The organism is Caulobacter sp. CCNWLW153 (assembly GCF_036889365.1).
Lineage (GTDB): Bacteria > Pseudomonadota > Alphaproteobacteria > Caulobacterales > Caulobacteraceae > Caulobacter > Caulobacter radicis.
In genome coordinates, this window is sequence record NZ_JBAKFV010000008.1 from 205,807 (window position 1) to 224,604 (window position 18,798).

The following is an 18,798-nucleotide window of genomic DNA, read 5'->3' on the forward strand; positions in this document are numbered from 1 at the left end:
AGCAAAAAGCCCTCCGGCTCGCGCCGAAGGGCTTTTCAAAGGATAGGTGAGCGGTGAGGCTCAGATGTCCTTAGGCCAGGGCAGCGCGAACCTTGTCGGCGATGGCCTTGAACGCAACGGCGTCGTTGCCGGCGATGTCCGCCAGGACCTTACGGTCGATCACGATACCCGCCACGTCCAGGCCGTGGATGAATTGCGAGTAGGTGAAGCCTTCGGTGCGGGCGCCGGCGTTGATGCGCTGGATCCACAGCGAACGGAAGGCGCGCTTGCGCACCTTGCGGTCGCGGTAGGCGTACTGGCCGGCCTTGTCGACCGCGGCCTTGGCCGTACGGATGGTGTTCTTGCGGCGGCCATAGAAGCCCTTGGCCTGCTCCAGAACCTTCTTGTGCTTGGCGTGGGCGGTGACGCCACGTTTAACGCGAGCCATGTGTCAGCGCTCCTCTTACAGGCCGTAGGGCAGGTACGTGCGGATGATCTTGGCGTCAGCCTCGCTCATCACCTTCGTGCCGCGGTTTTGGCGGATGTACTTGCCGTTGTGGCCGATCAGGCGGTGGCGCTTGCCGGCGACGCCGGCCTTCAGCTTGCCCGTGGCGGTGATCTTGAAGCGCTTTTTGGCGCCCGACTTCGTCTTCAACTTAGGCATTTCGCGTCGGAGCGTTTAACGGCCCCGTCCTCTGGATAGCGAGACGAACCGCCATGGCATGCCAAATTGGCCAGGCGGTTCCGGAAAGGCGGGGTGAATACTGGAGCCCCGGGAGAAAAGCAAGGCCCGACGGACTCTTAAGTCCCAGGCCCGCCTTTCAGGGCGCGGCCTTGGCGCGGCGTCCCACCGTCACGGCCAGCACGACGGCCGGGACCGTCAGCAGGGCGCCGACCCAGTAGGGCGCGCCGGTGGCCAGGCCGAACAGAGGGCCAGCCAGCATCGGGCCGCTCATCCGGGCCAGCGAGCCGCTGGCCATGTTGAGGCCCAGCATGGCGCCCTGCTGGTCAGGCGGGGTGGCGCGCGAGATCAGCGCCGCGATGCAGGGGAACACCAGCGACTGGCCAAAGGCGGTGAAGCCCACGAACAGCGGCACGTAGGCGGCGCTCGGCACGAAGGGCGTCATGGCCATCGACACGCAGATGATCGAAAGGCCGGCGGTCAGCACCTTGGGCTCGCCGAAGCGGCGGGCCAGGCGTCCGGTCAGCACGCCCTGGCCCAGCGAGGCCACCACGCCGATGACGGCGAAGCACAGGCCCACCTGCTGGGGCGTCCAGTCGAATCGCGCCTGGCTCCACAGGCCGAAGGTCGCCTCCATGCCGGAGAAGGCGGCGGTGGAGACGAAGGTGACCATAAGCACCCGCGACAGCACCGGATGGGCGAAGGCGGCCTTCATGGCCTCGCGCCGGGGCGGCGGGGGCGGGGCGTCCTTGCGGGGGGCGCGGCTCTCGACCACGAACAGGAAGACGCCCAGGGCGGCGGTGGCGGCCAGGCCCGCCGCCACCAGCAGCGGCAGCTGGAAGCCCAGGCGTCCGGCGTCGGGATGGGCCAGCAGGCCGCCCAGGGCCGGGCCGACCACGAAGCCGGCCCCGAAGGCGCTGCCCAGCAGCCCCATGCGCGCGGCGCGCTTCTCGGGCGGGGTGACGTCGGCCATGTAGCCCTGGATGGTCGAGATGTTGCCGCTGGCCGCGCCGCTGAGGAAGCGGATGACGAAGGCCGCCGCGATGGTCGGGGCGAAGGCCAGGGCCACGTACGAAGCGGTGTTGGCCAGGATGGTGACGATCAGCACCGGCCGTCGGCCGATGCGGTCCGACAGGCGGCCCCAGAACGGCTCGGCCAGGAACTGGCCCAGCGAATAGGCCGAGAACAGCGCCGTCACCTGCCAGGGGCTGGCGTTCAGCGCCTTGGCGTAGAAGGGCAGCAGCGGGATCACCAGGCCGAAACCGACCAGGTTGATGAACACCACCAGCAGCAGGACGTAGAGGGCGCGGGAACTGTGGACGGGCGCCGGCGGGGCGGCCGGAGCGGCGGGCATGGACATGACGGGAACCTTCGAGGCGGCTCCTCTACGCCCGATGGTCCGAAAAAGCGACTGAAATTTCAGTTTCCGGGTGCGGAGGATGTTTCCAACCGTCGGATAGCGATGGACTTGGTCTCGAAGCGGGCGTCGCCGAAGGTCGCCGCGAAGGCCACGTCGGCGGCGTCGCGGCCGAAACCGATGGGGACAAGGCCGGCCAGCGGCGCGCGGCGGGTCGGGTCGAAGGTGCGCCAGGCGCCGCCGAGATAGACCTGGAACACCGCGTGGAAGTCGGACGGTCGCAGGTCCAGCGCGTAGCAGGAGACGAAGCGCGCGGGCATGTCGAGCGCCCGGCACAGGGCCACGCCAAGATGGGCGAAGTCGCGGCACACGCCGACGCGGTCGACCAGGGTGTCGAGGGCGCTGGTTGCGCCGCTGCTGGTCCCGGCCTCGTAGGCGATCGAGGCGGCGATCCAGTCGGTGATCGCCTGTGCCTGCCCCAGGCCCTGGGGTCGGGCCCCGAAGGTCTGGCGGGCGAAGGCGGTCAGGCGATCGGACGGGCAGTAGCGGCTGGGATTGAGATAGGGCAGCACGGTGAGCGGCAGGTCGTTGACCACCTCGCCGCCGATGAAGCCGCGCTGGTCGACGACCGACCGCCGTTCGACCTCGGCGACATAGCCGATATCGAGCGGTCCGGGCTGGGCCAGGAAACGGATGAAGCGGTTGCCGGCGAAGGCGTCGACGATGAAGTCCGCCGTGATCCCCGGGGGCAGCAGGATGGTCTCGTCATTCACGTCCTGCTCGGCGCCGTCGGCGGCCTGGATCGCCAGGATGAAGCTCGTGGGCGTCCGCACGTCGTAGCGCAGGCGGCAGTCGATCGAGAGACGCATGGCGCGGGTTCCGAAGGAGGACAGCGTGAGGGCGGCGTCCCTAAACGCCCGACGGCGGCGTTTGGGCCCGGGCCGCCATGCGGGCGTCCTCGGCGTCGGCCAGTTCGCTCCACGTGCGGGCGGCCTGCTCGTGCTTGGCCTGGACGTGCGGCAGCGAACTTGCGCCGGCGGCCTGGAGGGCCGTGGCGGCGAGCGCGCGGTACTCCGGCGCGCGAAAGGGATGTCTCAAGGGGCGAAGCTCCTGCCGAAGGCAAAGTCCGGGGCGGGCTTCACCGGCTTCATATGGGGACGAAGCGCGGCGATTACGAATTCGAGGCTCGGCGGGGCGCCGAAGGGCCAACTGATGAATGTCCTTTTCTGTCCGTTCTTCGTCCGTCGCCTTGCTTACCCCGCTTGAACACGAAGCCTAGCTTGCGCCATCTTCCAAGCTACGGAGACGCAACAAATGTCCGCCGCCACCGCCCTCATCGTCGTCGACGCCCAGGATTCCTTCCGCCAGCGCGCCTCGTGGGACCCCGCGATCGCCGGAGCCTACCTGGAGCGCCAGCAGGCGCTGATCGACGGCGCCAAGGCGCGAGGCCTGCCGGTCGTGCAGATCCTGCACGTCGAGGCCGAGGGGATCTTCAGCCTGGCCTCGGGCCACGTGCGCACCGTCGAGGGCCTGTCTCTGGCGCCCGACGTCACCTTCCACAAGCCCAGCCACAGCGCCCTGGTGGGCACCGGCCTGCTGGTCTGGCTGATCCAGAACCGCATCGGCCGGGTCATCGTCAGCGGCATCCGCACCGAGCAGTGCTGCGAGACCACCACGCGCCACGCCTCGGACCTGGGTTTCGCCGTCGACTACGTCACCGAGGCCACCCTGACCTTCGACATGACCGACCGCCACGGCCGGGTGTTCACCGTCGACGAGATCAAGGCCCGCACCGAACTGGTGCTGCATGAGCGCTTCGCCCGCATCGCCACCGTCGAGGAGGCCCTGGCGGCCGCATGACCGATCCGTCGCCCGCCGTCATCCCCGTCTATGTCGTCCTGCCGCCGCGCACTCTGCTGCTCGACGTGGCCGGGCCGATGGAGGTGCTGCGGCGGGCGGCGATGGAGCCCGGCGCGCCGAGCTTTTCCGTACGCTATGTCGCCGCCCGGCCGACGATCGACAGTTCGGTCGGCCTGGCGCTGGCCGGCCTGGCCCCGCTGCCCGACGCCTTGCCGGACGGCGCGATGGTCGTGGTCTCGGGCAACGTCGACCAGGTGCTGGGCGGCCCCGGCCCGACGGACCAGGACGCGGCCGACGAAGAGGCCATCGTCGCCTGGCTGGCTCGCGTCGTTCGTCCCGGCGTGACCCTGGCCTGCATCTGCTCGGGCGCGCTGCTGGCGGCGCGGGCGGGACTGCTGGCCGGCAAGGCCTGCACTACCCACCATGTCTGCATCGACCACCTGACGCGCCTGGCCCCCAGCGCCCGCGTGCTCGAAGACCGCCTGTTCGTCGAGGACGGCGAGCGGCTGACCAGCGCGGGGATCACCTCGGGCGTCGACCTGATGCTGCACCTGGTCGCCCGGCTGCGCGGGCCGGCCCTGGCCGTGTCGATCGCCCGGCAGATGGTGGTCTATCTGCGCCGGGGTCCCGCAGACCCGCAGCTGTCGCCGTGGCTGGAGGGGCGCAACCACGTCCATCCCGCCGTCCACCGCGTGCAGGACGCCATCGCCGCCGACCCGGCCCGCGACTGGAGCCTGGAGGCGCTGGCCGATCTGGCCGCCGCCAGTCCGCGCCACCTGTCGCGACTGTTCAACGCCCACGCCGGCATGAACTTGACCGACTACGTCAACCGCCTGCGGCTGGCCCTGGCCAGCGAGATGCTGTCGGCGACCCGGCTGGACATGGAAAGCGTCGCCGAGCGGGCCGGCTTCGCCTCGACCCGCCAGTTGCGTCGCGTCTGGCGGCGGCATCACCCGACGCCGCCCAAGGCCGCCCGGGCGGCCGGCTAGGTTCAGCCGCGCGTGCGGATCCAGCCGGTCAGCGACAGGCGCGGCCCCGCCGCGTGCGGCGTGACATAGCTGACGGCGTGCTTCTGCGGCACGCGGAAGATGTTCAGCGCGTTGAAGCTGGGCGTATAGCCCTCGGCCACGTGGCCGTCGCCGTCGAGGAACAGCAGCAGGCCGCCCCAGTCGCTGCGCCACCGCGGCGTCAGGTTCAGGACATAGGCGTAGAGCCGGTTCTTGCCGTCGGCGTGGTCGTCGTGCTCGGTCAGGAAGTGGCCGGGCCGATAGCGGGTGGCCTGGCAGTCGCAGTATTCGGGGCGATCATCGCCCGTCAGGTCGCGCACGAAGCCGAGGAAGGCCTCGCCGTTGATCAGGTCGTAGGCGGCCTCCAGCAACCGGCCCTCGCGGCGGCCGGCCTCGATCTCGTCGCTGACCCGGAAATTGTCGAATCGAAAGCCGAAGCCGGCGCGGGTTTCCTCGGCCACCTGGCGGTCGAGCGCGGCGTCGTCGGCCGCCGACAGGGCGCCGGGGCCGTCCAGCGGCAGGTTCCAGAGCCTGGTCCCCACGCCGACCACGCCGCTCCAGGGGGTGTCGATGGTCAGGGCCGCGTGCAGGCGGGAGGCCGAGTCGGCGGTCAGGAACCCCGGCACGTGCAGCCGGCCGCTGGCGGCGAAGGCCTCGCGCCAGGCCTTGGGCGTCAGGCTGGGGTCCAGGGAGAGGGGGGCTTGCTTGGCGGCGGGCTGTGACATCGGGGCGAACCAGAAACGAAAAACGCCCCGGCGAGGCCGGGGCGTCTTCGAAGATAGGGCCTAAGCTTAGCGGGGCGCCAGGATCATGATCATCTGGCGGCCCTCCATGCGGGGCTCGTATTCGACCTTGGCGATCTCGTCGAAGTCGGCCTTGACCTTGAGCAGCAGCTTCATGCCGAGCTCCGGGTGAGCCATTTCACGACCGCGGAAGCGCAGGGTGACCTTGACCTTGTCGCCTTCCTCGAAGAAGCGGTGCATGGCCTTGGCCTTCACCTCGTAGTCGTGGATGTCGATGTTCGGGCGGAGTTTGATCTCCTTGAGCTCGACCACCTTCTGACGCTTGCGGGCCTCGTTCTTCTTCTTCTGTTCCTGGAACTTGAACTTGCCATAGTCCAGGATCTTGCAGACAGGCGGGTTCGCGTTCGGAACGATTTCCACCAGGTCCAGCCCAGCTTCCTCGGCCGCCTCCATGGCGGACGCGGTCGGCATCTCGCCCTGCTTCTCGCCGTTCTGGTCGATCAGCAGCACGCGGGGGACGCGGATTTCATCGTTGATACGCGGTCCATCCTTGACGGGCGGCGCTTGCATGGGACGGCGAATAGGGGCGGCTCCGGAATTGTTGTAGAGGATTTCGCGCGGCGCCCATGGGGCGTCGCGTTGAGATGATATATGACGCTAGACACGGGCGCTATCAAGCGTCCGCCGCGACAAGAGCGTTCCATGCCGCCGCAGATCGGCGGTTAAAGGGGCGACAGGGTGGAAACGCGATCGGGACGGGCGGCCGTTTCCCATCCCTCCAGACGACGATTCGACGCCCTTGAACGCCGCCGCCGCCTCCTCCGTCCCGCCCATGCCCGCAACGCGCCACACGCTCATAGAAGACGTCCACGCGCTGCTGATCGGCACGAGCTTCATCGCCGTGGGCCTGACCCTGCTGAAGACCGCCGGCCTCGTGACCGGCGGCATCGCCGGGATCGCGCTGATCGTCTCCTATCTCGGCGGCTGGCCGGTAGGGGTGGTGTTCTTCGTCCTGAACCTGCCGTTCTACATCTTCGCCCAGCGGGCCCTGGGGTGGACCTTCGCCTTCAAGACCCTGGCGGTGAACGTGGCGCTGACCGGCCTGACCCTGGCCCTGCCGTACTGGCTGAAGCTGAAGGGCGTGGATCCGATCTTCGCGGCGGTGTTCGGCGGCACCATCATCGGCATGGGCATTCTCGCCCTGGCCCGCCACCGCGCCTCGGTCGGCGGCATCGGCGTGCTGGGCCTGTGGCTGCAGGAAAAGCACGGGATCAGCGCCGGCAAGGTGCAGATGGGCACCGACGTCCTGGTGGTGGGCGCGGCCTTCATGGTCGTCAGCCTCGACAAGCTGCTGCTGTCGATCCTGTCGGCGGTGGCGCTCAGCGTCGTCATCATCGCCAACCACAAGCCGGGCCGCTACGCCGGCTATTGACGGCGATGTTCATTGCCCCTCTGGGGCCAAGCTGGCATACGACGCGCGACGTAGCGTGCGTTAGCGCTACCAGGAGTTCCGCATGACCCGTCCCGTCCTGGCGACCGCCCGCGCCCGCGTCGAACTGCTGCCCGAGGTGGGCGGTTCGATCGGTCGCTTCGTGTTCGACGGCCGCGACGTTCTGCGCCCGACGCCGGAAGGCGCGACCGACGCCCTGAACGTCGGCTGCTTCCCGCTGGTGCCGTTCTGCAACCGCATTCCGAACGGCCGCTTCACCTTCCAGGGCCGCGATGTGGCGCTGGCCCCGAACCTCGGCGGTCATCCGCATCCGCTGCACGGCCAGGGCTGGCGCGCGGCCTGGACGGTGACGGGCCTTTCCGACACCCGCGCCGTGCTGGCCTACGACCACGCCCCGTCCGACTGGCCCTGGGCCTACCGCGCCGAGCAGATCCTCGTGCTGTCGGACGAGGGGCTGCGCATCGAGCTGTCGGTGACCAACACCGGTACGCAGGTGATGCCGGCGGGCCTTGGGCTGCACCCCTATTTCGCCGCCCGTCCGGGCGAAGGCCTGAAGATGGACGTCGACGGCGTCTGGATGGTCGACGCCGACGTGCTGCCGACCGTTCACCACCAGGGACCGTGGATGCGCGACTGGACCGTGGGCGCGCCGACCGCGACCGACAGCCTGATCGACAACTGCTGGACGGGTTTTGGCGGCAAGGCCGTGCTGTCGGCCCCGGAAGGGACCTCGACGATCATCGAGGCCTCGGACAACTGCCGCTGGGCCCACGTGTATTCGCCGCCGGGCGCCGACTTCGTCTGCGTCGAGCCGACCTCCAGCCGTCCCGATCCGTTCGGCCCCGGGTTCGACAAGGGCGAGACCGGGATCGTCGCCCTGGCCCCGGGCGAGAAGGCGTCGGTCTGGATGACCTTGACGATCGCATGATCGCCGACCTGCTCGATTTGCGCCGGATCAAGGCGCGCTGGACCGACACCGGCTTGACTGGCGCCATGTGCGCCCCTTCGCCCGCCCGTCCGCTGGTGATCATCGTCGAGCCCGACGAGGCCCTGCGCGAGGCCCTGGCCTTCGCCCTGGAAACCGAGGGCTACTGGCCGCGCGCCTTCGCCTGCGTGGCCGAGGTTCCGCTGGCCGAACTGATCGCCGCCGATTGCCTGGTACTGGACGTCGACCTGCTGGCCCTGGCCTCGCTGCGCGGCAAGGGCGTGCGCACTCCCGCCGTGCTGGTGGCCGAAGGCCCCGTGGACCTGACCGTCACCGACGCCCTCTGGGCCGGCGTCGCCCACAAGCCGCTGATCACCGACGCCCTGAGCGTGCAGGTGAAGAAGGCGGTGGGGGCCTGATCCAGACCCTCTCCCTGAAGGGGAGGGCGAAGGGCCGGAGGGGGAAGTCCCTCCCGAGGCCTGAGACGCCCTAGGGGCGGGTAGTCACATCCCCCTCCGTCGGCTTTGCCGACACCTCCCCCTTCAGGGAGAGGATTTTCAGTTCCGCACCGACAGCGTCATGCGCACCAGGGCGGCCAGGTTGTCGGCGTGCATCTTGCTCATCAGCTTGGCGCGGTAGATCTCGACCGTGCGCGGGCTGATGCCCAGGTCGCGGGCGATGATCTTGTTGGGGTGGCCGGCGACGACGCCGTCCAGCACCTGGCGCTCGCGCTCCGACAGGGTTTCCATCCTGGCCAGCACCTGGGCCTGGTCGTCGCTGACCGTGGGCTGGGGCGCGGCGGCCAGGGCGCGCTGGAGGGCCGCCAGGATACGCGCTTCGGAGAACGGCTTTTCGATGAAGTCGACGACGCCGTCGCGCATGGCCTCGACGGCCATCGGGATGTCGCCGTGGCCGGTGATCATCACCACCGGCAGGGCCGAGCCCTCGGCCTTCAGGCGGCGCACCAGCTCCTGGCCGGTCATGCCGGGCATGCGCACGTCGGTGATCACGCAGCCGGATTCGATCTCGCCCAGCTCCGACAGGAAGGCCAGGGCGCTGGCGTAGGTGCGTACGCGGAAATCGGCCGTCTCCAGCAGGAAGGCCAGCGAGTCGCGGGCGTCGGCGTCGTCGTCGACCACGTGCACAACGGCGTCGCTCATCAAATCGTCTCCTGGTCGGCTGCAGGCGTGCGGGTCTTGGACGGGGCGGGGCCGGGCGGCAGGGTGAAGCGGAACACCGTGCCGCCGCCGGGATTGGCGTCGGCCCAGATGCGGCCGCCGTGCGCCTCGATGATCGAGCGCGAGATCGACAGGCCCACGCCCATGCCCTCGGCCTTGGTGGTCATGAACGGCTGGAACAGGCGCTCGCGGAACTCGTCGTCGACCCCGGCGCCGGTGTCGGCCACCGACACCTCGACCGTTCCGTCCTCCAGCCGGCGGCTGGCGACGGTGAGGCGTCGCACGGACTGGCCGTCCATGGCCTCGAGGGCGTTGCGGATCAGGTTGACCAGCACCTGCTGGATCTGCACCCGGTCGGCGAAGACGGCGTCGCAGGCCTCGTCCAGGGCGATGGTGACCTCGGCCTGGCCCTCGCGCACGCCGATCAGGGCCAGGGCGCGGGCGTCGTCGACCAGTTCCGAAAGGCTCTCGACGTCGCGCTCGGTGGCGCCGCGCCGCACGAACTCGCGCATGCGGTGGATCACGTCGCCGGCCCGCAGCGCCTGGTCGGAAGCGCGGTCGATCGCGTCGCGCACCTTGGCCTGGTCCTCGGGACGGCCGCGATCCATCAGCCGGCGCGAGCCGGTCAGCAGGTTGGCGATGGCCGACAGCGGCTGGTTCAGCTCGTGGGCCAGGGTGGTGGCCATCTCGCCCATGGCCGTCAGGCGCGAGACGTGGACCAGTTCGCCTTGCAGCTCCTGCAGGCGGGCCTCGGTGGCGTGGCGCTCGGTCAGGTCGCGGATGAAGCCGGTATAGGCGCGGGTCGGGCCCTTGGTCTCGCCCACGGCCAGTTCCATGGGGAAGGTGGTGCCGTCGCGGCGCAGGCCGGTGACGACGCGGCCGACGCCGATCACCCGCTTCTCGCCGGTCTGCTCGTAGCGCGCCAGATAGTCGTCGTGGGCGGTCTGGTGCGGTTCGGGCATCAGCATGCTGACGTTCCTGCCCACGGTCTGGGCGGCGCTCCAGCCGAACAGCCGCTCGGCGGCCGGGCTGAACGAGGTCATGATCCCGCGCGGATCGATGACGACCACCGCGTCGGGCACGGTGTCGAGGATCGAGCGCAGGTGGCTGGTCATGGCCACGGTGCGGCGGCGGGCGGCGTGGAACCAGCCGCCGCCGATCGACATGCCCACCCCGATCATCAGGAACACGATGCTCGACACCGCCGTCGCCTGGTCCGGGTGCGGCGAGAAGGTCAGGAACCAGACGATGGCCGAGGCCGCGACCGTCGAGATCAGGCCAGGCACGAGGCCGCCCAGCGCGGCGCTGACCAGCACCGACGGCACGAACAGCAGGAAGGCGGCCGGGGCGGCGTAGCGGCTGGGCAGGGCGAAGAAGAGCAGGGCGCAGGCGGCGATCATCGTCGCCGAGGCCAGGAACACGCCGGGACGCAGCTCGCTGTGCAGCGGGCCGGGAGCACGCGGGGGAGCGGCCATGGGCCTCAAGGCTTCGCCGGTTCGATCATGGGCCGGCTTATAGCCGACCCGGCGGGCCGCGACACCGTTTCCACGGCCATCGCCTGTTCGCAGAGCGTCAGCGGAGCCTTCCGGTGGCTGACCAGCACCAGGCCTTGCCCGGTTTTGCGCAGGCGGGCGTCCAGCCGCGCGATCACCTGGGCCTCGGTGGCGGGATCCAGGCCTTCGGTCGGCTCGTCGAGCAGCAGCCAGGGGGCGTCGCGCAGCAGGGCGCGGGCCAGCGACAGCCGCCGGCGCTCGCCGCCCGACAGCCGCTCGCCGGCCTCGCCCAGCCAGGCGTCCAGGCCCTGGGGCAGGGCGCGCACGCGATCGGCCAGGGCCGCGTCGTGGAGGGCGACCCACAGGGCCTCGTCGGTGGCTGCCGGAGCGGCCAGCTTCAGGTTCTCGCGCACCGTGCCGGCCAGCAGGGCGGCGTCCTGCGGGGCGTAGGCGAAGGCCGGGCGCAGGGCGGCCGGCGACAGGTTCGCGCCGTCCTCGCCGTCCAGCGCGAAGGCGCCGGCCGGGGCGGGGCGCAGGCCGACCAGCTGTTCCAGTCGCGTGGTCTTGCCGCTGCCGGTGGGGCCGGTCAGGGCCAGGCGCGCCCCGGGGGGCAGGTCCAGGCTCTGAAGGCGCAGGACGGGGCGGCCGGTCCTGGCCGGCGGCGCGTCCTTGGGCGCATGGCGCAGAAGGGCGTCGAGCCGTTCGCCGGCCGCTTCGGCCGCGCCGTCCTGGTCGAAGGCGCGGGCGATCGGGGCGGCGGCCTCGACGGCCATGACGGCGGCCAGCGCGGCCAGGGCCGCCAGCGGCGCCGAGGCCGGGGCGGCCAGCGCCAGCACGGCGGCGACGGCCAGGCCGGTCAGCGCGCCTTCCGACAGGCCGAGGATCCCCTGCGCCCGGGCGGCGCGCACCTTCAGGGCGTCCAGCCGGTCGCCCAGCGCGGCGATGCGGTCGAGGGCGGGCCCTTGCGCGCCATAGACCTTCAGTTCCGGCGCGGCGGCGGCGAAGGCCGCCAGGGCCTCCTTGAGCTCGCCCGCCGCCGTCTGGATCGCCGCCCCGGCCGGAGCGCTGAGCCGCCGGGTCAGGACGCGGGCGAGGACGAGGTGGGCGGTGACGGCGACCAGGATGGCCAGGGCCGGTCCGATACCGGCCAGGGCGGCCAGCGCTACCGCCATGCCGACCCCCGCGCCGGCGCCCCACGGCGCGGACAGGCGTACGAAGCGGGTCTCGACGGCGTCGACGTCCTGCACCAGGCGGGCGGCGGCCTCGCCGCGCGAGAGCGCCAGGGCCTCGCGTGGCGGCGCGGCGGCCAGGGCGGTGAACAGGCGCGGTCGGATCGCGGCCAGGGCGTCCAGCGCGGCGGCGTGGCTCTGCAGGCGCTCGCCGTAGCGGGCGACCGTGCGCAGGATGGCCAGCAGGCGGATGGTGGCGCTGGGCAGCAGCACGTTGAAGGCCTGGGCCGTGGCCAGGCCCGCGACCCCGGCCAGGGCCGCGCCGGTGATGAACCAGCCCGACAGCCCCAGCAGGGCGGTGGAGCCGGCCCCGACCACGGCGGCGGCGACGGCGGCCGTGACCAGCGGAGCGGCCTGGCGACGGCGTTGCTCGGCGACGAGCTTGGAAAGCGGGCTCTTGCTCACAGGCGCACCACCTGGTCGGCGATCGCCGCCAGGGCCTCGGAATGGGTGGCGATCAGGGTCGTGCGGCCGGCGGCGGCTTGCCGGATCGCGGCGATCATCGCCGCCTCGGCCTGGGCGTCGAGATCGGCCGTCGGCTCGTCCAGCAGCAGGATCGGCGCGGGCTTGAGCAGCGCGCGGGCTATCCCTAAGCGCCGGCGCTCGCCGCCCGACAGCCCGCCGCCGCGCTCGTCCAGGGACGCGTCGAGGCCGCCGCGGCGGTCCAGCAAGTCCGACAGGCCGGCGCGGCGGGCGGCGGCTTCGAGCTCGTCGCGCGAGGCGTCGGGCCGCGCCAGCGCCAGGTTGTCGGCCAGCGAGCCGGCCAGCAGCAACGGCGACTGCCCGGCCCAAGCCAGGTCGGCGGCGAAGGCGCCGGCCTCGGAAAGCCTGGCCTCGCCCACGCGCACCTCGCCGGCGGTCAGCGGCGCAAGGCCGGTCAGCAGGTTCAGCAGGGTGGTCTTGCCGCAGCCGCTGGGGCCGAGCAGGGCGGTGATCTTCCCGGCTGGGGCGACGAGGTCGAAGTCGTCGAACACCGCCGCTTCGCCGCCCGGATAGGTCACGCCCAGGGCCTCGAAGCGGATCTCCGGCGCGCTTGGCAGGGCGAGCGGCGCGGCGGCCGGGGCGGGGACGGGCAGGCGGGCCAGGGTCAGGGCGGCCGTCTCGGCGGCCTGGCGGTCGTGATAGGCGGCGGCCAGCCGGCGCATCGGGGCGTAGACCTCCGGCGCCAGGGCCAGGGCGAAGAAGGCCCGCTTCAGGTCCAGCGTCTCCGGCACGGGGAAGGGCAGCAGGCGCAGCAGGTTGAAGCCGCAATAGACCGCCGCCAGCGCCACCGACAGGGCCGCGAAGAACTCCAGCGCCGCCGACGAGAAGAACGCCACGCGCAGCACCGCCTGGGTGCGCCTGGAAAGATCGTGGGCGGCGCCCGCCAGGCCCGCCGTGACCCGGCTCTCTGCCTGGAAGGCCAGCACCACCGGCAGGGTCCGCACGCGGTCGAGGAACAGGGCCGACAGCCGCTCCAGGGCCAGGAACTGTCGGCGCGAGGCGTCGGCGGCGGCCATGCCGGCCAGGGCCATGGCGGCGATGAACGGCAGCAGGGTGAAGAGCTGGATGCCGGCGCTGACCGGACTGGCGATCGCGGTCAGGCCGATCAGCAGCAGCGGCGCGACGGCCGAGGCGCTGCGGGCCGGGGCGAAGCGCGAGAAGTGGCCGTCCAGCGCCTCGACCCCCTCCATCACGGCGGTGACGGCCGCCCCGCCCCGGGGGGCGCCGGGCGCCAGCAGCGAGGCGGCGGCGTCGCGCCGAGCGTGGGCCTTGGCCCGAGCGGCCGCTTCGGCTCCGGCGCGGGTCGCCTTCGCCGCCAGGAAGCCGCGCGCCAGGGCCGAGACCAGGGCCAGCGCCAGGAAGGGCAGGGCCTCGGCGAGGCTGCGGGTCAGGGCGTCGATCCCGAAGGCCAGGCCGGCGGCGAAGCCGGCCGCGCCGACCACGTCGGCCAGCCGCCAGGCGGCCGCGGCGCGGCTGAACGCGGAGGTTGTCCTGTTCAAGCTTCGCAGCCACGGGCGCGCGAGCGTGAGGATATCGGTCTCGACGGGGGTCCGAACGGTCATGGCCAGGCTTTAGCGCTCCATCGTGCAAAGGCCTTGATCCGCATCAAAGACCCCTATCGGAAACACGCCTAAGGCGAGATGCTCGTGCGGCGCGACCGATCGCCGTCCGACACCGGAGCTACGCATGGATCCCGCCGTCGTCGACCTATCCCGCCTGCAGTTCGCCCTCACGGCCCTGTACCACTTTCTCTTCGTGCCCCTGACGCTGGGGCTGTCCTTCATGCTGTTCATCATGGAGGCGGTCTACGTCATGACCAAGCGCCCGATCTGGCGCACAGTCACCAAGTTCTGGGGCGCGCTGTTCGGCATCAACTTCGTCCTGGGCGTGGCCACCGGCCTGACCATGGAATTCCAGTTCGGCATGAACTGGTCGTACTACTCGCACTATGTGGGCGACATCTTCGGCGCCCCGCTGGCCATCGAGGGCCTGATGGCCTTCTTCCTGGAAGCCACCTTCGTGGGCCTGATGTTCTTCGGCTGGGACAAGCTGAAGCCGGTCACCCACCTGCTCGTCACCTTCCTGGTGGCCCTGGGCACGAACCTGTCGGCCCTGTGGATCCTCGTCGCCAACGGCTGGATGCAGAACCCGGTCGGCGCGGCCTTCAATCCCGACACGATGCGGATGGAGGTGACCGACTTCAAGGCGGTGATCTTCAACCCCGTCGCCCAGGCCAAGTTCGTGCACACGGTCAGCGCCGGCTACACCATCGCCGCCGTCTTCGTGCTCGGCGTCTCGGCCTTCTACCTGCTCAAGGGCCGGTGGACGGGCGTGGCCAAGCGCTCGATGACCGTCGCGGCCGCCTTCGGCCTGGCTTCGGCCCTGTCGGTCGTCGTCCTGGGCGACGAGAGCGGCTACGCCCTCACCGACAATCAGAAGATGAAGCTGGCCGCCCTGGAAGCCATGTGGGAGACCGAGCCCGCCCCGGCCGGCCTGACCGCCATCGGCATCCCCAGCCTCGCCGACCGCAAGACCCACGCCGAGGTGAAGATCCCCTACGTGCTGGGCCTGATCGCCACGCGCAGCGTCGACAAGCCGGTCGAGGGCATCTTCGAACTGGTGGCCACGGCCGAGGACCGCATCGAGCGCGGCGTCGTCGCCTATGACGCGCTGGAGAAGCTGAAGGCCAATCCGCAGGACCTGGCCGCCCGCGGCGTCTTCGAGGCGAACCGCCGCGACCTGGGCTACGCCCTGCTGCTCAAGCGCCACGTAGAGGACCCGCGCACGGCCTCGAAGGACCTGATCGCCAAGACCGCCTGGGACACCGTGCCGAACGTGCCGGTGATGTTCTGGGCCTTCCGCATCATGGCCGGCACGGGCCTCCTGATGATCGCTCTCTTCGCCACCGCCTTCGTGCTGGTCACCCTGCGCAAGCACGAGACCAAGTGGTTCCTGCGCCTGGCGGTGCTGGCCATCCCGCTGCCCTGGATCGCCACCGAACTCGGCTGGGTGCTGGCCGAGGTCGGGCGCCAGCCCTGGGCCGTGGAGGGGGTCCTGCCCACCTTCCTGGCCCCGTCCAGCCTCAGCGTTCCCCAGCTGATCGCCAGCATCGTCGGCTTCACCCTGCTCTACGGCGCCCTGGCGGTGGTCGAGGTCGGGCTGATCCTGAAGACCATCAAGAAGGGCCCGTTCGCCGAACAGGACGCCTTCCCCCCGGAATCCGGCGCGCCCGTCGCGGCCGAAGCCGTCGCCTAAAGGAGACCCCTGGATGGAACTCCCCCTCGACTACCCGACCCTCCGCCTGATCTGGTGGGGCCTCCTGGGCGTGCTGCTGATCGGCTTCGCCCTGACCGACGGCTTCGACATGGGCGTCGGCGCCCTGCTGCCCTTCATCGGCCGCAAGGACGACGAGCGCCGGACGGTGATCAACACCATCGGCGCCACCTGGGAAGGCAACCAGGTATGGTTCATCACCGGCGGGGCGGCGATCTTCGCCGCCTGGCCGATGGTGTACGGCGCCAGCTTCTCCGGCTTCTACCTGGCCATGTTCCTGGTGCTGTCGGCCATGATCATGAGGCCGGTGGCCTTCAAGTACCGGTCCAAGCGGCCGGACGCCAAGTGGCGCTCGTTCTGGGACTGGTCGTTGTTCGTCGGCAGCTTCGTGCCGGCCCTGGTGTTCGGCGTCGCCGTCGGCAACGTGCTGCAGGGCGTGCCGGTCCACCTCGATAGCGACCTGCGCAGCACCTACCACGGCTCGTTCTTCGAACTGTTCACGCCCTTCACCCTGGTCTGCGGCCTGCTGTCGACCAGCATGCTGGTGCTGCACGGTTCGGCCTGGCTGGCGGTGAAGGCCGAGAAGGGCCCGATCGTCGACCGCGCCCGCAAGTTCGGCCTTGTCGCCGGCATCGCCAGCATCGTGCTGTTCGCCCTGGGCGGCCTGCTGGCCATGCGCCTGGGCTTCCGGGTCGAGGGGGTGGTCGATCCGGCCGGTCCGTCCAACCCGCTGCGGGCCACGGTGGTCGCCGCGCCGGGCGCCTGGTTCGACAACTTCGGCCGCTATCCGTGGATGACCATCGCCCCGGTGCTGGGCTTCGTCGGCGCGGCCTTCGCGACCTTCGGCCTGTGGAAGCGTCAGGAAGGCCTGGCCTTCGGCGGCTCCTCGGCCTCGGCCGCCGGCATCATCGCCACCAGCGGCCTGTCGATGTTCCCGTTCATCCTGCCCAGCACCGTGGACGCCCATTCCAGCTTCCTGGTCTGGAACGCCTCGTCCAGCCACACGACCCTGTTCATCATGCTGGTCGTGGTGGTGGTGCTGATGCCGGTGGTGCTGGCCTACACGGCCTTCGTCTACCGGGTGCTGTGGGGGCGCACGAGCAGCGCGGCCCTGAAGACCGACCCGGCCCTGTACTGAGCAAGAGGAGCCTAGATCATGTGGTACTTCACCTGGGTTCTCGGCCTCGGCCTGGCCCTCGCCTTCGGCGTCCTCAACGGCGTCTGGTACGAGTTCAACCTCACCGACGACGGCGACGCGGGCCTCTCCGAGCCCTGATCGCGCCGACCGCGTGAATGCGCAGACCGCCGTCCCGGCCCCGGGGCGGCGGTTTTGCCTTGCGTGGTTGCGGCTGTCGCAAACGGCGCCGCCAGATCGTCCTCCAGGAGGACTCATGGTGAACAGGCGCAAGCTGATGCTCAGCCACGACGGCGTGAGGATCTATCACAGCTGGAAGGGCGGCCGGGCGCTGACCTGGTGGTACGCCCTGGCGCCAGACCACGACGCCGAGGGCGGCGGGCGCGACTTCGACATCCGCAGGCTGCCCGAGGCGTTCCTGAACGGCCTCGACCTGGACATGGTCCGCGTGTCTGACGCCGCGCAGACGCTCAAGGCCTATGAGCGCATGCTCGACGCCCACCGCGAGGTCCTGCGCCGGGCGATCGACGCCCGCCACGACTTCGAGGCCAGCGTGGCGCGGGATCACCGAAAGGGCGGCGCCTGGACCTGGCTGCGGAGGGTGATGGGGCGCTAGATCGCCTTCACCGCCTTGGCGTGGTCGCGGATGATGGCCAGGGTCGAGGCGTCGGCGTCGAACACGCCGAACAGGCCCTGTTCCTCCTGCGGCGGATCGCCGACATAGGAGCGGTCGCCCTTCTTGAACCAGGCGTCGGCGTGCTGGGCGCGGCCCTCGCCGTTCCAGGCCCAGAAGTTGACGCCCGCCGTCGGGCCTCCGGCCTTCATGTCGGCCTCGACCTCGTCGAACACCATCTTGTAGAACCGGTCGCGGAAAGTCACCGGCGAGCCGGGCGCGAAGGCGCGGCCGTCGCGGATCAGGCCGAACTCCTCGATGGTCAGCGGCTTGCCCATGGATTTGGCCAGGGCGATATGGCGGCGGATGTAGTCGCGCGAGCGGGCCGCGCCGGCCTCATAGGTCGAGGGCTGGTCGGTCATCGAGATCCAGCTCCAGTTGTTGGGCCAGACGTGCAGGGTCAGGTAGTCGATGGCCGGGGTCTTGTGGCTCTCGACCACGCAGGCCTCGCTGCCCAGGCACCCCATGTCGCCCTCGCTGCCGCTGGACACCAGGTGGTTGGCGTCGATCGACTTGATGAAGCGGGCCGTGCCGTCGATCCAGGCGTCGTAGGCCGGGCGATTGGCCTTGCCGAACTCCTCGCTGCCGGCGGGGCGCGGCTCGTTGGCCAGCTGCCAGGCCATGATCGTGGGATCGTCGCGATAGGGCTTGCCGGTGACGGTGCTGGTGCGGCCGACCAGGGTCTTCACATAGTGGCGGAAGAGGGCGTTGGCCTTCTCGTCGGCGTAGAAGCGGGCCGAATAGTCGGCGAAGGCGGGCCAGGGATGGGCCGGGTCGCCCTGCTGGAACCAGGTCCCGTTGCCGGTCCAGTTCAGGTAGGCCGGCATTCCGCCCGACCAGTCCCAAAAGTTGTTGACGTAGATCACGGCCTTCATGCCGCGCTTGGCCATCTCGGCCAGCAGCACGTCGAGGCCCGTCAGCAGGGTCTGGTCGTAATCCTCGCCTGGGCCGCGGAAGGTGGGATCCATGGCCACCTTGGCCGGCGAGCGCTCGCCCGCGCCCAGGACGCGCAGGTTGGTGACGCCCAGCGACTTCAGCTTGTCGAGCTCGCGGGTCAGGCGCGCGTGGTCGCCGAAGGCGGCCGGGGCCCCCAGCCAGGCGCCGTACCAGAGGTTGGCGCCGACGAAGCGATAGGGCTTGCCGTCGAGGCTCAGGCGGCCGTCCTCGACCTTCACGAAGCCCTTCCGCGCCGCGGCCAGGGTCGGAAGGGCGGCCAGGCTCGCCGTCAGGCCGGCCGCGCCGGCGGCCAGGATCGCGCGTCGCGAAAGCATTCCCGGTGTCTCCCCACGTATGATTTGCGAGGACGTTAGCGGAGCCCGCGGGGCCCGGTC

21 protein-coding genes are annotated in these 18,798 nt (G+C 70.7%); 9 read left to right on the forward strand and 12 right to left on the reverse strand.

The genetic code is table 11. The features are described from left to right. Positions 1–70 precede the first annotated feature (70 nt). The 5 genes from rplT to V6S85_RS14530 form a co-directional block, all read right to left on the reverse strand. The gene (rplT, locus tag V6S85_RS14510; RefSeq protein WP_058347692.1) at positions 71–427 is read right to left on the reverse strand and encodes a 50S ribosomal protein L20; all 357 of its coding nucleotides are present in this window, start codon (positions 425–427) and stop codon (positions 71–73) included. Between the two features lie 15 nt (positions 428–442). Then, positions 443–643, reverse strand: coding sequence for a 50S ribosomal protein L35 (rpmI, locus tag V6S85_RS14515; RefSeq protein WP_058347693.1), 201 nt, complete (start codon positions 641–643; stop codon positions 443–445). A gap of 157 nt (positions 644–800) precedes the next feature. After that, positions 801–2,021 (reverse strand): MFS transporter, encoded by a 1,221-nt coding sequence (locus V6S85_RS14520; RefSeq protein WP_207780811.1) that lies wholly within the window; start codon positions 2,019–2,021, stop codon positions 801–803. A gap of 59 nt (positions 2,022–2,080) precedes the next feature. Continuing rightward, a complete protein-coding gene (locus tag V6S85_RS14525; RefSeq protein ID WP_334349348.1) occupies positions 2,081–2,887 on the reverse strand; it encodes a transglutaminase-like domain-containing protein in 807 nt (268 codons plus the stop codon). Between the two features lie 40 nt (positions 2,888–2,927). After that, on the reverse strand, positions 2,928–3,116 hold the full coding sequence (locus V6S85_RS14530) for a hypothetical protein (RefSeq protein WP_116569887.1): 189 nt from the start codon (positions 3,114–3,116) through the stop codon (positions 2,928–2,930). Positions 3,117–3,332: 216 nt separating this feature from the next. On the opposite strand from V6S85_RS14530, the gene V6S85_RS14535 reads away from it, so the two are divergent. Together V6S85_RS14535 and V6S85_RS14540 are read left to right on the forward strand one after the other, a co-directional pair. After that, positions 3,333–3,878 (forward strand): cysteine hydrolase family protein, encoded by a 546-nt coding sequence (locus V6S85_RS14535; RefSeq protein ID WP_116569888.1) that lies wholly within the window; start codon positions 3,333–3,335, stop codon positions 3,876–3,878. Next, a complete protein-coding gene (locus V6S85_RS14540; RefSeq protein ID WP_334349349.1) occupies positions 3,875–4,867 on the forward strand; it encodes a GlxA family transcriptional regulator in 993 nt (330 codons plus the stop codon). The genes V6S85_RS14535 and V6S85_RS14540 overlap by 4 nt, the downstream gene beginning before the upstream one ends. Positions 4,868–4,869: 2 nt before the next feature. Here the strand turns inward: V6S85_RS14540 and V6S85_RS14545 are convergent, their stop codons facing one another. Both V6S85_RS14545 and infC read right to left on the reverse strand, forming a co-directional pair. Continuing rightward, a complete protein-coding gene (locus V6S85_RS14545) occupies positions 4,870–5,610 on the reverse strand; it encodes a 2OG-Fe(II) oxygenase (protein WP_334349350.1) in 741 nt (246 codons plus the stop codon). Positions 5,611–5,676: 66 nt separating this feature from the next. After that, complete coding sequence (gene infC, locus V6S85_RS14550; protein WP_058347699.1) at positions 5,677–6,198, reverse strand: translation initiation factor IF-3; 522 nt, start codon at positions 6,196–6,198, stop codon at positions 5,677–5,679. A 229-nt stretch (positions 6,199–6,427) separates the two neighbouring features. On the opposite strand from infC, the gene V6S85_RS14555 reads away from it, so the two are divergent. The 3 genes from V6S85_RS14555 to V6S85_RS14565 all read left to right on the forward strand — a co-directional run bounded on the left by V6S85_RS14555 (position 6,428) and on the right by V6S85_RS14565 (position 8,422). After that, positions 6,428–7,060 (forward strand): YitT family protein, encoded by a 633-nt coding sequence (locus tag V6S85_RS14555; RefSeq protein WP_244286693.1) that lies wholly within the window; start codon positions 6,428–6,430, stop codon positions 7,058–7,060. Positions 7,061–7,142: 82 nt separating this feature from the next. Then, positions 7,143–8,006, forward strand: coding sequence for an aldose 1-epimerase (locus tag V6S85_RS14560; protein ID WP_334349351.1), 864 nt, complete (start codon positions 7,143–7,145; stop codon positions 8,004–8,006). Continuing rightward, positions 8,003–8,422 (forward strand): hypothetical protein, encoded by a 420-nt coding sequence (locus tag V6S85_RS14565; protein WP_116569892.1) that lies wholly within the window; start codon positions 8,003–8,005, stop codon positions 8,420–8,422. The genes V6S85_RS14560 and V6S85_RS14565 overlap by 4 nt, the downstream gene beginning before the upstream one ends. 138 nt (positions 8,423–8,560) lie before the next feature. Here the strand turns inward: V6S85_RS14565 and fixJ are convergent, their stop codons facing one another. The 4 genes from fixJ to cydD are packed head-to-tail and all read right to left on the reverse strand — an operon-like array spanning position 8,561 to position 13,948. Further along, positions 8,561–9,163 carry a response regulator FixJ gene (gene fixJ / locus V6S85_RS14570; RefSeq protein WP_116569893.1) on the reverse strand — a complete coding sequence of 201 codons (603 nt, stop codon included), beginning with the start codon at positions 9,161–9,163 and terminating at the stop codon, positions 8,561–8,563. After that, a complete protein-coding gene (locus tag V6S85_RS14575) occupies positions 9,163–10,656 on the reverse strand; it encodes a PAS domain S-box protein (protein ID WP_334349352.1) in 1,494 nt (497 codons plus the stop codon). The genes fixJ and V6S85_RS14575 overlap by 1 nt, the downstream gene beginning before the upstream one ends. A gap of 5 nt (positions 10,657–10,661) precedes the next feature. After that, a complete protein-coding gene (locus V6S85_RS14580; RefSeq protein WP_334349353.1) occupies positions 10,662–12,308 on the reverse strand; it encodes an amino acid ABC transporter ATP-binding/permease protein in 1,647 nt (548 codons plus the stop codon). Further along, entirely contained in the window at positions 12,305–13,948 is a 1,644-nt protein-coding gene (cydD, locus tag V6S85_RS14585; RefSeq protein ID WP_116569896.1) for a thiol reductant ABC exporter subunit CydD, read from the reverse strand. The genes V6S85_RS14580 and cydD overlap by 4 nt, the downstream gene beginning before the upstream one ends. Before the next feature lie 124 nt (positions 13,949–14,072). Between cydD and V6S85_RS14590 the strand changes: the two genes are divergently transcribed. The 4 genes from V6S85_RS14590 to V6S85_RS14605 all read left to right on the forward strand — a co-directional run bounded on the left by V6S85_RS14590 (position 14,073) and on the right by V6S85_RS14605 (position 17,410). Then, positions 14,073–15,641 (forward strand): cytochrome ubiquinol oxidase subunit I, encoded by a 1,569-nt coding sequence (locus V6S85_RS14590; protein WP_334349354.1) that lies wholly within the window; start codon positions 14,073–14,075, stop codon positions 15,639–15,641. A gap of 13 nt (positions 15,642–15,654) precedes the next feature. Then, positions 15,655–16,797 carry a cytochrome d ubiquinol oxidase subunit II gene (gene cydB / locus V6S85_RS14595; RefSeq protein WP_116569898.1) on the forward strand — a complete coding sequence of 381 codons (1,143 nt, stop codon included), beginning with the start codon at positions 15,655–15,657 and terminating at the stop codon, positions 16,795–16,797. An 18-nt stretch (positions 16,798–16,815) separates the two neighbouring features. Further along, positions 16,816–16,935, forward strand: coding sequence for a cytochrome bd-I oxidase subunit CydX (cydX, locus tag V6S85_RS14600; protein WP_101715773.1), 120 nt, complete (start codon positions 16,816–16,818; stop codon positions 16,933–16,935). Between the two features lie 115 nt (positions 16,936–17,050). After that, positions 17,051–17,410, forward strand: coding sequence for a hypothetical protein (locus V6S85_RS14605; RefSeq protein WP_116569899.1), 360 nt, complete (start codon positions 17,051–17,053; stop codon positions 17,408–17,410). Here the strand turns inward: V6S85_RS14605 and V6S85_RS14610 are convergent. Then, positions 17,407–18,738 carry a glycoside hydrolase 5 family protein gene (locus tag V6S85_RS14610; protein ID WP_116569900.1) on the reverse strand — a complete coding sequence of 444 codons (1,332 nt, stop codon included), beginning with the start codon at positions 18,736–18,738 and terminating at the stop codon, positions 17,407–17,409. The two genes, V6S85_RS14605 and V6S85_RS14610, sit on opposite strands and share 4 nt — an antisense overlap. Positions 18,739–18,798 lie beyond the last annotated feature (60 nt).

Excerpts from the sequence above, each read along its gene's own strand:
- V6S85_RS14565 (WP_116569892.1), top strand. The coding sequence starts at position 8,003 with ATGATCGCCGACCTGCTCGATTTGCGCCGGATCAAGGCGCGCTGGACC.
- V6S85_RS14560 (WP_334349351.1), top strand. The coding sequence starts at position 7,143 with ATGACCCGTCCCGTCCTGGCGACCGCCCGCGCCCGCGTCGAACTGCTG.
- V6S85_RS14525 (WP_334349348.1), bottom strand. The coding sequence starts at position 2,887 with ATGCGTCTCTCGATCGACTGCCGCCTGCGCTACGACGTGCGGACGCCC.
- cydX (WP_101715773.1), top strand. The coding sequence starts at position 16,816 with ATGTGGTACTTCACCTGGGTTCTCGGCCTCGGCCTGGCCCTCGCCTTC.
- V6S85_RS14575 (WP_334349352.1), bottom strand. The coding sequence starts at position 10,656 with ATGGCCGCTCCCCCGCGTGCTCCCGGCCCGCTGCACAGCGAGCTGCGT.
- cydD (WP_116569896.1), bottom strand. The coding sequence starts at position 13,948 with ATGACCGTTCGGACCCCCGTCGAGACCGATATCCTCACGCTCGCGCGC.
- rplT (WP_058347692.1), bottom strand. The coding sequence starts at position 427 with ATGGCTCGCGTTAAACGTGGCGTCACCGCCCACGCCAAGCACAAGAAG.
- V6S85_RS14605 (WP_116569899.1), top strand. The coding sequence starts at position 17,051 with ATGGTGAACAGGCGCAAGCTGATGCTCAGCCACGACGGCGTGAGGATC.
- V6S85_RS14520 (WP_207780811.1), bottom strand. The coding sequence starts at position 2,021 with ATGTCCATGCCCGCCGCTCCGGCCGCCCCGCCGGCGCCCGTCCACAGT.
- infC (WP_058347699.1), bottom strand. The coding sequence starts at position 6,198 with ATGCAAGCGCCGCCCGTCAAGGATGGACCGCGTATCAACGATGAAATC.
- V6S85_RS14545 (WP_334349350.1), bottom strand. The coding sequence starts at position 5,610 with ATGTCACAGCCCGCCGCCAAGCAAGCCCCCCTCTCCCTGGACCCCAGC.
- cydB (WP_116569898.1), top strand. The coding sequence starts at position 15,655 with ATGGAACTCCCCCTCGACTACCCGACCCTCCGCCTGATCTGGTGGGGC.
- V6S85_RS14590 (WP_334349354.1), top strand. The coding sequence starts at position 14,073 with ATGGATCCCGCCGTCGTCGACCTATCCCGCCTGCAGTTCGCCCTCACG.
- V6S85_RS14535 (WP_116569888.1), top strand. The coding sequence starts at position 3,333 with ATGTCCGCCGCCACCGCCCTCATCGTCGTCGACGCCCAGGATTCCTTC.
- V6S85_RS14610 (WP_116569900.1), bottom strand. The coding sequence starts at position 18,738 with ATGCTTTCGCGACGCGCGATCCTGGCCGCCGGCGCGGCCGGCCTGACG.
- rpmI (WP_058347693.1), bottom strand. The coding sequence starts at position 643 with ATGCCTAAGTTGAAGACGAAGTCGGGCGCCAAAAAGCGCTTCAAGATC.
- fixJ (WP_116569893.1), bottom strand. The coding sequence starts at position 9,163 with ATGAGCGACGCCGTTGTGCACGTGGTCGACGACGACGCCGACGCCCGC.
- V6S85_RS14540 (WP_334349349.1), top strand. The coding sequence starts at position 3,875 with ATGACCGATCCGTCGCCCGCCGTCATCCCCGTCTATGTCGTCCTGCCG.